The sequence below is a fragment of the Nannocystis pusilla genome (assembly GCF_020073745.1).
GTDB lineage: Bacteria > Myxococcota_A > Polyangia > Nannocystales > Nannocystaceae > Nannocystis > Nannocystis radixulma.
Genome location: NZ_JAIRAU010000028.1, coordinates 304,283 through 318,470, shown reverse-complemented (window position 1 = coordinate 318,470; position 14,188 = coordinate 304,283). Strand labels below are relative to the sequence as shown.

Below are 14,188 nucleotides of genomic sequence, written 5' to 3'. Positions count from 1 at the left end.
GACATGTGCTCGGGGGCATGTCCCGAGGTGCAGCTGCGATTCACCGGCCGGCGCCTCCGGGGAGCAGGCGGAAGCCGACGCCGCGCTGGGCGCGGATGGTGGGGACGTCGTCGCCGAGCTGGGCGAGCTTCTGGCGCAGGTAGCCGACGTAGACGTCGAGGACGTTGGGCTCGCCGTCGAAGTTGGGGCCCCAGACGGCGGCGAGCAGCTCGGAGCGGGTGAGGACCTCGCCGACGCGGCGGAACAGGAGGGCGCACAGGGCGAACTCGCGGGCGGTGAGGGCGACCTCCCTGTCGCCGCGGACGAGGGCGCGCTGGCGGGTGTCGAGGCTGACGTCGCCGGCGCGCAGCTGGATGACCTCGCCGCCGCGGCGGCGCGCGAGCACCTCGATGCGGGCGAGCAGCTCGCTGAAGTCGAACGGCTTGACGAGGTAGTCGTCGGCGCCGGTGCGCAGGCCGAGCACGCGCTCGCCGACGGTGCCGCGGGCGGTGAGCATGAGGACGGGGGTGTCGACGCCGCGGCTGCGCCAGGCGCGGAGCAGCGACAGGCCGTCGCCGTCGGGCAGCATCCAGTCGAGCAGGACGACGTCGTAGGCGATCGTCTGGGCCTGGCCGAGGGCGTCGCTGCTGGTGGTGCAGGCGTCGACGAGGTGGCCCTCCTCGCCGAGGCCGCGCTGGAGCAGCTGCAGCAGGCGCTCGTCGTCCTCGACCACGAGGAGCCTCATGCCTCGACGCTCCTGCCGGCGAAGAACGGGTAGAGGGCGGGGAGGATGACGAGGGTCAGCAAGGTCGAGGAGACGAGGCCGCCGACGACGACGGTGGCGAGCGGGCGCTGGACCTCCGCGCCGGTGCCGGTGGCGAGCATCATCGGCACGAAGCCGAGCGCGGCCACCGAGGCCGTCATGAGGACCGGGCGCATGCGCGACCTCGCGGCCTCGATCGCGGCGCGCCTGGGGCCGAGGCCCTGCGCGAGCAGCTGATCGATCTGCGACAGGAGGACGACGCCGTTGAGCACGGCGATCCCGCTGAGGGCGATGAAGCCGATGGCGGCGGACAGCGACAGGGGGAGGCCGCGCAAGGTCAGGGCGAGGATGCCACCGACGCAGGCGAACGGCACGTGGGTGAAGATGAGGGCGGCCGGGCGCAGGCGGCGGAAGGCGAGCAGGAGGACGGCGAAGATCGCGGCGACGACGGCGGGGATGACCCAGGCCAGGCGGGCGCGGGCCTCGGCCAGCGACTCGTACTGGCCGCCCCACACCGAGCGGGTGCCGCGGGGCAGCGGGACGCGCGCGGCGAGCTGGGCCTTGAGGCCCTCGACGACGTCGCCGAGCGCGGCGCCGCGGACGTTGAAGCCGACGACGATCCGCCGCTGGGCGTCGTCGTGGTTGACGAGGCTGGCGGCGGGCCGCTGCTCGACGGTGGCGAGGTGCTCGAGCTCGATGAGGGCGCCGTCGGGGGTGGGCACGGGGACGCGCGCGAGCAGCTCGGCCTGCGGCGGCTCGCCGAGGCGGATCCGGATCGGCAGGCGCAGCGGGCCGACGTAGGTGTGGCCGGCGGTGATGCCGGTGCGGATGGCCTGGACGACGCGCAGGACGTCGTCGGCGACCATGCCGTGGCTGCCGGCGGCGAGCATCTTCGGCCGGACCTCGGCGACGGCGACGTCGGGCGGGGCCATGATGCGCACGTCGACCGCGCCGGGCTGCTCGGCGATGACGGCGGCTGTCTGTTCGGCCAGGTCGCGCAGCTGCGCGAGGTCGTCGCCGAAGATGCTGAGCGAGACGTCGGTGACGGCGCCGCCGAGCAGCTCGTTGAAGCGCATCTGGATCGGCTGGGTGAAGACGACGACGTCGGCGGGGGCGCGGGCGGCCAGCAGGGCGTCGATCTCTTGCACGAGGGCGTCCTTGTCGAGGCCGGGGCGCCAGTCGGACTTCGGCGCCAGCTCGATGAACACGTCGGCCTGCTCGATGCCCATGATGTCGGTGGCGACCGCGGGCGAGCCGATCCTCGCGACGACGGCGCGGACCTCGGGGACGGCGCCGAGCAGGACCTGCTCCATCGCGGTGGCCTCGCGCACGGCCGACTCGAGCGAGATGTTGGGGGCGCGCTCGGTCTGGATCACGAGGTCGCCCTCGTCGAGCTGGGGCACGAAGGCGGCGCCGGTGCGGCTGAACAGCCAGCCGCCGAGGACCAGCGCGGCGAGGGCGGCGGCGGCGACGACGACGGGGGCGCGGGTGGCCGCGCGCAGGACGGGGGCGTAGGCGTGCTCGGCGAGGCGGACGAGCGCGGGCTCGCGGGCGGGGATGTCCCTGGTGCGCAGGACGGCCGCCGCGGCCGCGGGGACGAAGGTGAGCGCGAGGATCAGGGCGGCGAGCAAGGCCATGATCACCGCGGCGGCCATCGGCCGGAACATCTTGCCGTCGACGCCGGTGAGCGTGACGATCGGGACGTAGACCAGCAAGATCACGAGGACCGAGAAGAACACCGGGCGGGCCACGCCGCGCGTCAATTCGCCGACCTTGTTCGGGGACAGCGCGGCGCCGACGGCCCCGCAGAACACGGCCTCGACCATGACCACGGCGCCGTCGACGAGCAGCCCGAAGTCGATCGCGCCCAGGCTCATGAGGTTGCCCGGGATGTCGAGCAGCGCCATGCCGGCCAGCGCGAACAACATCGACAGCGGGATCACCAGCGCGACCAGCAGGCCGGCGCGGAAGCTGCCGAGCATGGCGAACAGGACGACGACGACGAGCAGGCCGCCCTCGAGCAGGTTCTTCGCCACGGTGGCGAGGGTGGCCGAGACGAGCTTCGCGCGGTCGTAGACGAGGTCGACGGCGACGTCCTCGGGCAAGGCGGCGGTGACGTCGGCCATGCGCGCGTGCAGCCGCTCCATGACCTGGAGGGCGTTGGCGCCGCGCAGCATCTGGACCATGACGTAGACGGTCTCGCCCTCGCCGTTGAAGGTGGCGGCGCCGATCCGCGGCAGGCTGCCCCAGCGCACGTCGGCGACGTCGGCGACCCGCAGGCCGGGCTCGCCGCTGGCGGCGGGGCGCACGAGGGCGCTGCCGAGCTCGTGCGGGGTGGTCGGGCGGGCGACGCCGCGGAGCAAGACCTGATCTGTCCCATCGGCCAGGCTGGCGCCGGCGGCGGTGCCGGTGGCGGCGACGACGGCGGACTCGAGCGCGCCGAGAGTGATGCCCCAGCGCGCCATGGCGTCGGGCCGGCCGACGACGTCGAGGGTGCGCCGCTCGCCGCCCCAGGTGTTGACCTCGACGACGCCCTCGACCGCGCGCAGGAGCGGGACGAGGCGCAGCTCGACGAGCTCGAGCAGCTCGGCCGGGGTGCGCTCGGGCGAGCGCACGGTGAAGTGGAAGATCTCGCCGAGGCCGCCGGTCAGCGGGCCGAGCTCGGGCGCCTCGACGTCCTCGGGCAGGCGATCGCCGACCAGCGCGAGCCGCTCCTGCACCATCTGCCGGGCGAGGAAGGGGCTGACGTCGTCGTCGAAGATCGCGGTGATCGAGGAGATGCCGTAGCGCGAGACGCTGCGCTGCTTGACCATGCCGGGGATCCCGCCGAGGCCGATCTCGATCGGCCGCGTCACCAGGCGCTCGACCTCCTCGGGGGTGAGGCCGGTGGCGCGCGTGAGCACGAGGACCTGGTTGGTGGTGACGTCGGGCAGGGCGTCGAAGCGCAGGCGCGCGGCGACGACGGCGGCCAGCACCGCGGCGACGAGGGTGATCCACAGGACGGCGCGGCGGTGGACCACCGAGGCGTGGACCAGAGCCTCGATCACGCGCCGGCCTCCGCGTGGGCGCGCTCGTGGGCGAGGGCGTCCTCGGCGACCCGCTCGCCCGCGGCCAGCTGCGCGGGATCGATCGGCCGCACCAGGGCGGAGGCGCCGGAGGCGATGAGCAGCTCGACGGGGACCGCGGCGACGTCGCCGTCGCGGCGGCGGTAGACGATCAGGGCGTCGCCCCGGCGGCGCAGCGCGCCGGCCGGGACCTGGACGACGCCCGGCTCGTCGCTCGAGGCCTCGACGGTGCCGCGCAGGCCGGGCGCGGCGAGGTGCTCGCCCTCGGCCTCGAACCACAACACGACGGCGCCGTCGTCGGCCTCGACGGTGCGCGCGAGCGGCTCGGGCTTCAGGTCCCACACGCTGCCGTCGACGGCGTGAAAGCGCATGCGGGCGCCCGCCGGCGGGGCGCGGAGGAAGCGGGCCTCGACGCGCGGCGGGCCCTCGCCGACGACGACGGCGATCGGGGGACCCTGACCCTCGATGACCTCGCCGAGGCGACCGTTGAGCTCGCGGACGACGCCGTCGGTGGCGCTGGCGAGGGTGACCTCGGGCTTGCGCAGGAGCTCGCGCGAGCGCGCGGGGTCGATGCCGGCGGCGCGCAAGGTGGCGGCGGCCGTGAGGGCCTGCTGCTCGACCTCGGCGGCGCGGGTCGCGACCTCGAAGACGTCGCGCTCGGCGACCAGGCCCTCGCGGCGCATCTGCGTCAGCTTGTCGCGCCGGGCCGTCTGGGCGGCGCCGCGGAGCAGCGCGCCGCGGTAGTCGGCGGCGGCGACGACGACCTCGGGCATGACGACGTCGACGAGCGGCTGACCGACGCGCACGCGGTCGCCGGCCTGGACGTGGAAGCGGGCGATCCGGGCCCGGTACAGCGGGCGGATCACGGCCTGGCGATCGCCGGCGAGGACCACCCGCGCGGCCGCCTGCAGCAGCGAGATGTCCTGCGGCGCGGTGACCTCGACCCACGCGCTCGGCGTGCTCGCGGGCTGACGATTTGGCTGTCTCTCAGGGCATGTCTCTTCAGACATGCACGAGAGCGAGACTGCCAGGCAGGAGATCGCGGCGACCCGGCGCAGCATGCCCCGGGCGTAGCGCGGGCCCGGCCGGCGAACTTGAGACGATCTTGAGAAGATTCTCAGGCGGGGCGCTCGCGCCGGGCCCTGGCCTTGTCGCCGGCGCGGCGCTCGACGCACTCCTCCTCGGCGCACGGGACGGCGGGCTCGGCGAGGGTCTCCTCGGCCTCCTGCAGGGCCTCGAGGATCCGGCACTCGGACACGCGACCGCCGCCGCGGCAGGAGTCGGCCAGGCGCTGCAGGGCGGCGCGCAGCTTCTGGAGGTCGTCGATCTTGTGGTCGAGGTCGTGGATGTGATCGCGGACGAGCCGGTCGACGCGGGCGCACGGGCGCAGGCGATCGCGGGCGAGCGACAGCAGCTCGCGCACGTCCTCGATGCTGAGGCCGAGCTCGCGGCTGCGACGGATGAAGTTGAGGCGGCGGACGTGCTCCGGCCGGTAGATGCGGTAGCCCCCGGCGGTGCGGGCCGGCTGCGGCAGCAGCTCGATCCGCTCGTAGTAGCGAATGGTCTCGGCGCCGACGCCCGTCGCCTGCCCGAGCGCCCCGATGGTCATCTGCTCGTCGTCTCGCGCCATGCCCCGCAGCTTGCTCCGCGCCCGCCCGGCTGTCACGACGCGGCGGCACGTGCGTCACCTCGCGCGCAGCGGCGGCGGCGGGCTCGCTCGTACCCCTGTAGTCGCTACAAGGTATGGTTCGCGGTCCGGGGCGGGTGGGACGCGGGGGCGCGCGAGCTGCCGATCTCGCGCTCCGCCGCCGGTGAGGGTGCTGCCCGGGGGGCGGCGTGACGTTCTTCGCTTGACCCTGTAGTGACTGCAGGCTTCAGATTGGGGCGCGAGGAATTCGTATGCACCTCGAAGTCGTCGCCCTGCTCCTGATCCTCGGCTTTTACGCCGTCGCCTTCGGCCTGCGCACGTACCGGCACGTGCGCGCGACCGGCTCGACCGGCTTCCACGGTCTGTCTGGAAGGACAGGTTCGGCGGAGTGGTGGGGCGGGGCGCTGTTCGTCGTCGGGGTGCTTCTCAGCGTGATGGCGCCGCTCGCCGGCCTGCTCGGCTGGGTGGCCACGCCGGACGTCGGGCCCGGGCAATTCATCCTCGGCGGCGCGGCGGCGCTGGTCGGGATCGCGGCGACCTACGCGGCGCAGACCAGCATGGGCCGCTCGTGGCGGATCGGGGTGCGCGGCGACGAACGGACCGAGCTGGTGACCGAGGGGCCGTTCGCCCTGGTCCGCAACCCGATCTTCTCGTGCATGCTGTTCACCGCGGCGGCGCTGGTGGTGGTGCTGCCGAACCCGCTGGCGCTGGCGTCGCTGGCGTGCCTTCTGGTCGCGGTCGAGCTGCAGGTTCGCCTGGTCGAGGAGCCGCACCTGCTGCGCGTGCACGGCGGGAAGTACCGCGCCTACGCGGCCCGGGTGGGGCGCTTCGTGCCGGGGCTCGGGCTGCTCGCGCGCTGATGGAGGTCAGCGCGGCACGACCTCGACCATCGCCTCGTTGCGCTTGGCGAACGGGAGGGTGAACGGGGCGTCGTACTGGGCCCAGAACACGTCCTCGTCGACGCGCCAGCGCGGGTGGTTGGCGAGCGCGGCGAGCAGCCGCTGGCGCGACTGCTCGCGCTTGTCCTCCGACGAGTTGCCGCGGTAGCGCACGGCGGCGATCGTGCGCGTGGGCTCGTGGACCAGCTCGATCGCGGGGTCGTCGGGTCGCGGGGCCTCGGAGGTGTAGAGGTCGTTGGAGAGGAAGAACGCGAGCGTCCAGCCGCGGCCGCCCTGTTTCTGCAGGACGGGGCTGGTCATCGCCAGGCGCTCGCCCTCGCGGTGCTGCTGCACCGGGATCGTCATCGACATGCGCAGGTTTCGGCTGTTCTCGCCGAAGATGTAGCGCGCCAGGCGGTCGAAGGCCTCGTCGACGGCCTTGTCGTGCTCGCCCTCGATCGTCAGGCGGGCGAGCAGCGCCGGCTGGTATTCGCGGATCTCCACGTCCTCGTCGATCGTCTCGATCACCGCGTACTTCGGCTGCTCTTCGAGGCGGATGCCGAAGAAGCCGGGGACGGATTTGAGGATCTCGGTGAATGGTAGCTTGCTGATCACGGCGGGGTCCCCCCTCGCGCTGCTGTCTACGACGATCCGCCGCGCGGGCAACCGCGTCGCGACGAGGAGCGCTCGCGCGGTCGCTGTGCACGCTGTTGTCGGCGGCCTGTTCGAAAGCGACGATCGCCGGGACGCCGGGCTCATCCGGGCGTGCGCCAGGTGCGCTGCGAGCGGGCGCGATCGTGGGTCGATGTCACGATCGGTGGGGGGCGCGCGGATGTTTTCAAGGACATGCCCGTTCGGGCATGTCTTGTAGGACACTCACTGCGCCCACTGCTCGGCGGGGGTCGGCCCGACGGGGGCAGGCTTGAAGTAGCGTCCGGGGCGCGCGTCCATGTCGCGCCTGATGAGCGCCTTGAGGGTGCGGGCGACGGCGGCCTGGGCGCTGTCCAGCGGGCGCTCGAGCTCGGAGCCGTCGGTCTTCACGTCGACCACGCGCCCGGCGTCGAAGGTGACGCGCATGGCCGTCTGGTACTCGTCGCTGCAGCGGTCGGTGCTGGCGGTCTGGTCGGCGAACACCTGGCCGCCGGCGAGCGTGAGGTCGTACATGAACCAGTTGAACTTGTTCGAGGCGCCGTAGCGGCAGTGGGTCACGAACTCGCGCACCTCGCCGAACCATGTGCGGGCGTTGGCGGCGGCCTCGGGGATGATGCCTGGAAACCAATCCGCGTCGAGCTCGCCCCGCTCGAGCCCGTCGATCTGCTCGTTGAACATCGCCACCAGCTTGGGGTTGGACCGGTCGCCCGGCATGTCGGGCGGGTAGAGCGGCGCCGGCAAGCACCGGATGTCGAGCTTCACCAGCACGACGCAGGCGATCGCCAACACCACCAGGCTGCCCACCACCATCGCCGTCACCCGCGCGCCCTTCGTCATGCCGCTCCTCCGTCCGAGGTGGACGATAGTCAGTCGGGGCGAAACGGTCCAGACAGGCCGCGCGGGGGGCCTTTTCGCCCGCGTGGCGCACCTGCGACCGGCAGGACATGTCCTTGAGGACATGTCCTCAGTGCTCGTGGTTCGGCGCGACGGATGGATGGATACGTTCGGACCGCGACGTCGCTGTCATCCGGCGCGGTCCGAGACGGGCGGGTCGCCGGTTCCAGGTCGCCTGCGGCCACGGGGGGCAGAGGCGCGGTTGACTTCTGGTCGGCCGCCGGGAATACCTGGAAGGGTATGCTTCGATCAAACTACCACTGGCTTATGCCCGCCTGCCTCCTGCTGGCGGGGTGCATCGAGGGCAACACCGAGCAGGAGCAGATCCGCGTGGTGCTGTCGCCGCTGTTCTATTCCAACGTGCACACGCCTTCCAGCGTGCGAGCGCTGCTGGGCTCGCAGGCGTGCTTCAAGTTCCAGCTCATGGACGTCGCTGAGCACAACGTACTCCCGCCGGACGCGGCGGCGTGCTTCGACCCGACGATCGCGGGGGTGCCGGTCCACGAGGGGGACTGCATGGTGCTCGAGGAGCTCGGCCCGCTGCGCATCGACTTCACCCCGCGCGCGGATTGTCCCTTCCCCGACATCGCCGACCGCCTGGTGGCCGATCGGTTCGAGATCGAGGTCGTGCCGGGCGAGGCGATGCGCGCCGGATTCGAGTGGCACCTCGAGCGCTCCGCGCTCCGCTGGCTGACGAGCGCCGGGCCGCTGCCCGCGGACCTGATCCCGGCCGTCGACGAGCCGCTGCGGCTCGTCCCCGGGGTCGAGGTCTCGTTCCCGATCAACGTGATCGACGCGGCGGGGGAGCTCGTCGCCTGGGACCCCGCGCAAGGCCTCGCCTCCGAGTCGCGGGACGGCGGCCCAGCGCGCGAGCTGCCGCGCTCCGAGAACATCAACTCGTCGTGGCTGGTCAGCATCGGCCCCGGCGAACACAGCGTGATGACCCTCGAGGTCGGAGACGAGTTGCTTCCGCTGGCCGAGGTGGTGGCCACGCCCGCCGAGGAGGCGGCGTCGCTCGAGATCGTCGCGGCGTACTTCGGCGATGCACCGTTCGTCGCCCGGGCGATCGTGCGCGACGGCGAGGGGCACGTGATCTACGGCGCTCCCGTGGCGTGGTCGCTGGTCGAGGGGGAGCTGGCGCTCAGTCCGGTGGAGGAGGGGGTGCCGCCGGAGTACACGGCGATCACCGACGAGTGTGTGCCCCCGCCGACGGAGGTACAGCCGCGCCGCGCGATCCTGCGGGCGCAGCTCGGCGCGCTGAGCGACGAGATCGAGCTCGCGTGGACTGCCGTGCCCGCGGAGACGGCCAGCGAGGAGCCGTTCGAGCCCAACCATTCGTGCATGCGCGGGACGAACACTCCGGACGAGCCGGCGGAGCCCGGCGAGGACGATGTCCTCGGGGACTCCGGGTGCGGCTGCGCCGCGACGCCGGGCGCCGGGCTGGGCGGCTGGGCGTGGCTGCTGCTGCTGGCGCTCGGACGGCGGCGCGGGCGGGCAGCGCGGCGATGAACGCTGGGCATGTCGTGAGAGACATGTCCTTATAAAAATGTTGAGGAGGACATGTCTTGATAGACATGTCCTTTGTGCGCCGATCTCGGCGCCACTGCGACCGTCGCTCCGCGGCGGGCCGCCATCGAGACGAGCACCGCCGATGACTGCGGCGCGGGCTGTCCCACGACCGGACGCGGATCCCACGTCCGAACACGGGCCACCCGCGAACCGGCGCGTGCCTGCGGGGAGAGCCGCTGGCACATCGCTTGCTGAACATCCGCCGACGCGATGCGAGGGAGCTCGATCCCGGGCCTCTCGTCGCGCACCACCCGTCTGGAGCCCACGATCATGCCCCGTCTCCTTCTCCGCCCCCTCTCGCTGCTCATCGTCCTCCTCACCGTCGCCTGCGACGACCTCGAGGAGATCGACGAGGACGCGGCCGACGACATGTTGCCGCTGACCGATATCGAGCCGACACCGGATGTCGACCTCGACGTCGTGCTCGCGGAGCGCCCGCGCCCCGGCCACGATGCAGCCGGAGACGACCGCGGCGAGCGTCCGCCCGCGAGGGCGCGCTCGGCCACCGACATGCCTTGGTAGACATGCTCGAAAAGACATGTCCATGCGAGCCAGATCCGCGCGCGGGTCTCGTCGCTCGCCGTCGGGGTGCGCCGAACTCGACCAGGCGGCGGCCGCGAGCCTGATGCACGCAGCGCCTGGGTGGGTGATTGGGCGCAGCTGTGGCGCAGCGAGCCGTCCCGGAGCGACGGGCGCGTCACGGCGACGCGCTCCGAGCGGCACGATCGGCGCGCTGGCCCGGACGCGCAGCGCGAGCGGCGGCCGGCGAACGGCGAGGCGCCATCGTTTGTTTCGCGGCCCGGATTCGGGTGTACCGAGAGGTGCTCATGACATTCGAGGCGAGCGCATTCACGCGCTCGCCAATGATGTGTCATAAATGGGCAGGTCTCCTCGGGGCCGAAGTGTCTCCCTGCATATGCCCGCCGGCATTCGCCGTTTGTTTCGTATGTCCATCGGGACATTCGGTGTGCTCGGGCGAATGGCGCGCCGTGCCGGCCCTCACCGGCGGCTGGCGCGTCCGTTGCCCGCAAATGGGCGGGTGCTACATCTGGCGCGGTCATCCCGACAACTCGGCGCGGATCGGCGTCGATCCCCCAGGGCCGCATGAAACCGCTCCGCTTGATCCTGACTCTGATTCCGCTCGGCTGCGGCGACGGCTCGAGCGGCTCGGACGGTCTGCTGTCCGACGAGCTGTCGATGCCGCGGGTGCCCACGGTCGCGCTCGACAGCTTCGCCTCGGCGGAGGATTGCGGTGTGTGCCACCAGGCCCATTACGCCGAGTGGGCCGCGTCGGCCCACGCCTATGCGATGAAAGATCCGGTGTTTCGCGCGTTCGTGGCGATCCGGCAGGAGAACTACGCCGGCGAGCAGGACAAGTTCTGCTTGCAGTGCCACAGCCCGATCGGCACCCGCGGCGGGGACATCGTGGCGGGCTTCGAATTCGCCGATCTGCAGCCGATCACGCTCGAGGGCGTGACCTGCGAGAGCTGTCACAAGGCGGCGTCTCTGGCCCGTCCGTTCAACAGCGGGCACGTGCTCGATCCCGACGGGCCGATGCGCGGCACCATCGCCGCGCCGCTCGGCGGCTCGTTCCATGAATCGCAGTTCTCGCCGCTCCACGGGGGCTCGGCCTTCTGCGCGGGGTGCCACGACCTCCGCGAGGCGAGCGGCCTCGTGCTGGAGCGCCCGTACGCCGAATGGCAGGAGTCGCCCGCCGCGGCGGTCGGCGTGCAATGCCAGGACTGCCATATGCCGCGTTACGAGGGGCAGGCGGTGGCCGGCGGGCCCACGCGGACGCTGCACCGGCACACCTGGATCGGCGCCGGCATCCCGCTCCTGGAGGGCTTCGTCACGAAGGACGAGGAGGCGGCGCTGCGCGTGGAGGTCAAGCGGCTGCTCGCCGGGGCGGCGCGGGTCGACATCGCGGCGCCGGCGTTTGTGCGCGCCGGCGACGAGGTCGACCTCGACATCACCGTCAAGAACAACATCTCCGCCCACAACTTCCCCACCGGCTCGACCTTCAATCGCCAGGCCTGGGTCGAGGTGGTCGTCCGCGACGGCGACGGTCGCGTCGTGTTCGCCACCGGGACGCTCGACGCGAGGGGAGAGCCGCGCGGCTCCGAACTGCTGCAGCTCGGCTCGGTCCTCGTCGACGCGCGCGGCCGGCGGGTCCTGTTGCCCTGGCGCGCGACGGAGCACGTGTCGAACGCCATCGAACCGCTGCGCGAACGGGTGTTCCGGCTGCGCGTCGCGACCGCGAGCGCGGGGCGAGGGCCGCTCTCGGTGGAGGCGCGCGTCCTGTTCCGCGCCTTCTCCCCCGAGGCGCTGCGGGCCCTCGGCCTCGACGAGTACGCCGCCAGGCTCGAGGTGCACGAGGTCTCGCGCGACGTCGCCGGCGTCGAGCTGCGGCCGCGATGACGACGGGCGCGGGGCTGCGGCCGCTTCGCGTCGGCTGTCCTGTGCGACATGTCTGCGAGACAATGCCCCGCAGAACATGTCCTAAGTGCCAGGCTTTGACTCGCCGAGCGCGCGCAGGCGGGCGACCTTGTCGTGGAACTCGCGCAGCTCGCGGCCGGCGAGGCCGGCGGCGGCGGCGGCCTCGTCGGCGTCGGTGCCGCGGAGCATGTGCGCGAGGGCCTGGGCCTCGAGGCGGGTGAGGGGCAGGGCCTCGCGGCGGTAGTCGACGAAGGCCTCCCACGACAGCGGGACCCACGCGCGGACGAAGTCGGCCATCGCGGCGGCGAACAGGCGGATCTCGACCTGCGCGTGGGGGTCCATGCGGAGGTCGAGGAAGTGCAGCAGGTTGTGCAGGTCGATCTTCCAGATCCACTGCGTGTACAGCGACACCGGCAGCAGCGTGCGGGCGAGCTCGCGGGCGATCCCGAGCTCGCCGGCGAGGGTCTGGTAGTCGGCGTAGAGCTGGTCGTGGCGGGCGTGGAGCAGGGCGCGCACGCGTTCGCGCAGCTCGAGCGGGACGGCGGTCTCGGCGTCGCGGCCCTGGCGGTTGGTCGTCGACTGCAAGGTGACGTGCTCGAGCGCGGGCACGTAGAACTCGTCGGGCGCCTCGCTGTAGCGCAGCGACATCTCGTTGACGTTGGCCGTGCGGTGGCGGATCCACTGGCGCGCGACGAAGATCGGCATCTTGCAGCGGAACTTGACCTCGCACATCTCGAACGGCGTGGTGTGCCGGTGGCGCATGAGGTAGCGCAGCAGGCCGCGGTCGTCGTGGACCTTGCGCGTCGACGGGCCGTAGCTGACCCGGGCGGCCTGGACGATGTCGATGTCGTTGCCCATGTAGTCGATCGGCTGGACGAAGCCGAGGTCGAGGACGGGGACCTCGCGCCCCAGGAGGGCCTCGGCGCCGGGAGAGAGCGGGCGGGCGGTGACGGTCATCGGCCGCAGGGTATACCCCAGCCGGTGGCGGCCGAGGCGGGTATACTGGGCCCTGACCATGCGACGCGAGCGCGACAACTCGGCCCTGACCCTGGTGGTCTGGATGCTGCTCGCGTCGCTGCTGGTGCATCTCCTCATGTGGCCGGTGGGCGACCAGCTCATCGGGCTCGGCTGGGACGCGCCGCCGTTGCCGCGCTCGGACGGGTGGATGCAGGTCGCGCTGGTGCCTCCGGAGGAGGAGGCGCCGCCGGAGCCGGAGGCGCAGCCGCGCCCGCCGGAGCAGTCGGGCCGGCTGATCAAGCAGGACCGGGTGCGCAAGGAGTCGGTGCCCGACGACGCCAAGTACGTGTCGGAGTTCGACCAGTCGACCGACAAGGAGACGCGCGCGCCCAACGTGCGGCCGACGCCGGGCGGGCTGCCGCTCCTGCCGGGCCGCCCCGACGCCGACAACTCGCAGGTGAAGGGGCCGTCGCGCCCGCAGGCGCCGAGCCTCGCCGAGGGGCAGCAGCCGGAGGGCCCGCAGGTCGATCCGGGCCCGCTCGGGCCGCTGCCGCTGTCCCCGGGCCGCACCTCGCCCGGCGGCAACCCCGGCCTGCGCGGCACGCCCGGGGCGATGGAGCGGGCGCTCGGCCAGGCGGGCACGTTCGACAGCATCGACGACGACGTCCCCGAGGGCGCCGAGAACATGCTGAACTCGCGCCGCTGGAAGTACGCGTCGTTCTTCAACCGGATCCGCGACGCGGTGGCCGATCGCTGGCGGCCCGAAGAGGTCCACCGGGCGCGCGACCCCAGCGGCACCAAGTACGGCACCATCCCCCGCGTCACTCGCCTGTTCATCAAGCTCAACCCGGACGGGTCGGTCAACGGGATCTCGACCGACAGCTCGTGCGGGCTCGACTTCCTCGACGAGGAGGCGATCCGGGCGATCCGCGCGGCGGCGCCGTTCAACAACCCGCCGCCGCAGCTGATCGACCCGCGCACGGGGCTGATCGAGTTCGGCTTCGGCTTCCGCCTCGAGTTCGAGAAGGGCGGCGGGCGGATCTTCCGCTACTCGCATTAGTTAATTGCGAGCGATATGTCCGGAGGGACATGTCTGCGGCTCAGTGGAACTCGAGGTCGTCGCGCGGGGCGGCGAGCAGTCGGCGCTTGAGCCACTCCTGGATGGTGACGCGGTCGAAGTAGAGGCGCCGGCCGAGGCGGACCACGCCGGGGATCTGGTTGCGGAAGACGCGGTCGTAGACGGCCCGCCGCGAGCAGTGGAACCACACGGCGAGGTCGTCGGCCGTCAGCAGCGGCGACTCGCTCTCCAGTTTCGGCGGGCCGGCGGCCCGGACCTTCCCCATCGCGG

13 protein-coding genes are annotated in these 14,188 nt (G+C 72.5%); 5 read left to right on the top strand and 8 right to left on the bottom strand.

What is annotated here, in order from left to right; translation table 11 throughout:
• Nucleotides 1–40 precede the first annotated feature (40 nt).
• The 4 genes from K7C98_RS22840 to K7C98_RS22825 are packed head-to-tail and all read right to left on the bottom strand — an operon-like array spanning nt 41 to nt 5,437.
• Complete coding sequence (locus K7C98_RS22840; protein WP_224193853.1) at nt 41–724, bottom strand: response regulator transcription factor; 684 nt, start codon at nt 722–724, stop codon at nt 41–43.
• Nucleotides 721–3,789, bottom strand: coding sequence for an efflux RND transporter permease subunit (locus K7C98_RS22835; RefSeq protein WP_224193852.1), 3,069 nt, complete (start codon nt 3,787–3,789; stop codon nt 721–723). The genes K7C98_RS22840 and K7C98_RS22835 overlap by 4 nt, the downstream gene beginning before the upstream one ends.
• Nucleotides 3,786–4,868: an efflux RND transporter periplasmic adaptor subunit gene (locus K7C98_RS22830; RefSeq protein ID WP_224193851.1), complete on the bottom strand. Its 1,083-nt coding sequence runs from the start codon at nt 4,866–4,868 to the stop codon at nt 3,786–3,788. Before K7C98_RS22830 ends, K7C98_RS22835 begins: the two co-directional genes overlap by 4 nt.
• A 56-nt stretch (nt 4,869–4,924) precedes the next feature.
• The gene (locus K7C98_RS22825; protein ID WP_224193850.1) at nt 4,925–5,437 is read right to left on the bottom strand and encodes a MerR family transcriptional regulator; all 513 of its coding nucleotides are present in this window, start codon (nt 5,435–5,437) and stop codon (nt 4,925–4,927) included.
• A 269-nt stretch (nt 5,438–5,706) separates the two neighbouring features.
• Here K7C98_RS22825 and K7C98_RS22820 point away from each other — a divergent pair, with 269 nt between their 5' ends.
• Nucleotides 5,707–6,315 carry a methyltransferase family protein gene (locus K7C98_RS22820; protein ID WP_224193849.1) on the top strand — a complete coding sequence of 203 codons (609 nt, stop codon included), beginning with the start codon at nt 5,707–5,709 and terminating at the stop codon, nt 6,313–6,315.
• Between the two features lie 6 nt (nt 6,316–6,321).
• On the opposite strand, the gene K7C98_RS22815 is transcribed toward K7C98_RS22820, so the two are convergent.
• Nucleotides 6,322–6,948, bottom strand: a complete 627-nt coding sequence (locus tag K7C98_RS22815) for an SOUL family heme-binding protein (RefSeq protein ID WP_224193848.1) — start codon at nt 6,946–6,948, stop codon at nt 6,322–6,324.
• Nucleotides 6,949–7,209: 261 nt separating this feature from the next.
• Entirely contained in the window at nt 7,210–7,821 is a 612-nt protein-coding gene (locus K7C98_RS22810; protein WP_224193847.1) for a hypothetical protein, read from the bottom strand.
• 324 nt (nt 7,822–8,145) lie between these two features.
• Between K7C98_RS22810 and K7C98_RS22805 the strand changes: the two genes are divergently transcribed.
• From K7C98_RS22805 to K7C98_RS22795, 3 genes are all read left to right on the top strand, one after another.
• Nucleotides 8,146–9,387, top strand: a complete 1,242-nt coding sequence (locus K7C98_RS22805; protein ID WP_224193846.1) for a hypothetical protein — start codon at nt 8,146–8,148, stop codon at nt 9,385–9,387.
• Between the two features lie 330 nt (nt 9,388–9,717).
• Nucleotides 9,718–9,969: a hypothetical protein gene (locus K7C98_RS22800; RefSeq protein ID WP_224193845.1), complete on the top strand. Its 252-nt coding sequence runs from the start codon at nt 9,718–9,720 to the stop codon at nt 9,967–9,969.
• Between the two features lie 582 nt (nt 9,970–10,551).
• Nucleotides 10,552–11,865 carry a multiheme c-type cytochrome gene (locus tag K7C98_RS22795; protein ID WP_224193844.1) on the top strand — a complete coding sequence of 438 codons (1,314 nt, stop codon included), beginning with the start codon at nt 10,552–10,554 and terminating at the stop codon, nt 11,863–11,865.
• An 81-nt stretch (nt 11,866–11,946) separates the two neighbouring features.
• Here K7C98_RS22795 and thyX read toward each other — a convergent pair whose 3' ends face one another.
• Entirely contained in the window at nt 11,947–12,840 is an 894-nt protein-coding gene (gene thyX / locus K7C98_RS22790; RefSeq protein WP_224193843.1) for an FAD-dependent thymidylate synthase, read from the bottom strand.
• A gap of 58 nt (nt 12,841–12,898) precedes the next feature.
• Between thyX and K7C98_RS22785 the strand changes: the two genes are divergently transcribed.
• Nucleotides 12,899–13,900, top strand: coding sequence for a TonB family protein (locus K7C98_RS22785; RefSeq protein WP_224193842.1), 1,002 nt, complete (start codon nt 12,899–12,901; stop codon nt 13,898–13,900).
• A gap of 40 nt (nt 13,901–13,940) precedes the next feature.
• Here K7C98_RS22785 and K7C98_RS22780 read toward each other — a convergent pair whose 3' ends face one another.
• A complete protein-coding gene (locus K7C98_RS22780; RefSeq protein ID WP_224193841.1) occupies nt 13,941–14,183 on the bottom strand; it encodes a helix-turn-helix transcriptional regulator in 243 nt (80 codons plus the stop codon).
• Between the last annotated feature and the right edge of the window lie 5 nt (nt 14,184–14,188).

What these genes read in the sequence shown, in the direction of transcription:
- K7C98_RS22840 (WP_224193853.1), bottom strand. Translation starts at nt 724, where the DNA reads ATGAGGCTCCTCGTGGTCGAGGACGACGAGCGCCTGCTGCAGCTGCTC.
- K7C98_RS22830 (WP_224193851.1), bottom strand. Translation starts at nt 4,868, where the DNA reads ATGCTGCGCCGGGTCGCCGCGATCTCCTGCCTGGCAGTCTCGCTCTCG.
- K7C98_RS22825 (WP_224193850.1), bottom strand. Translation starts at nt 5,437, where the DNA reads ATGGCGCGAGACGACGAGCAGATGACCATCGGGGCGCTCGGGCAGGCG.
- K7C98_RS22820 (WP_224193849.1), top strand. Translation starts at nt 5,707, where the DNA reads ATGCACCTCGAAGTCGTCGCCCTGCTCCTGATCCTCGGCTTTTACGCC.
- K7C98_RS22810 (WP_224193847.1), bottom strand. Translation starts at nt 7,821, where the DNA reads ATGACGAAGGGCGCGCGGGTGACGGCGATGGTGGTGGGCAGCCTGGTG.
- K7C98_RS22805 (WP_224193846.1), top strand. Translation starts at nt 8,146, where the DNA reads ATGCCCGCCTGCCTCCTGCTGGCGGGGTGCATCGAGGGCAACACCGAG.
- K7C98_RS22800 (WP_224193845.1), top strand. Translation starts at nt 9,718, where the DNA reads ATGCCCCGTCTCCTTCTCCGCCCCCTCTCGCTGCTCATCGTCCTCCTC.
- K7C98_RS22795 (WP_224193844.1), top strand. Translation starts at nt 10,552, where the DNA reads ATGAAACCGCTCCGCTTGATCCTGACTCTGATTCCGCTCGGCTGCGGC.
- thyX (WP_224193843.1), bottom strand. Translation starts at nt 12,840, where the DNA reads ATGACCGTCACCGCCCGCCCGCTCTCTCCCGGCGCCGAGGCCCTCCTG.
- K7C98_RS22785 (WP_224193842.1), top strand. Translation starts at nt 12,899, where the DNA reads ATGCGACGCGAGCGCGACAACTCGGCCCTGACCCTGGTGGTCTGGATG.
- K7C98_RS22780 (WP_224193841.1), bottom strand. Translation starts at nt 14,183, where the DNA reads ATGGGGAAGGTCCGGGCCGCCGGCCCGCCGAAACTGGAGAGCGAGTCG.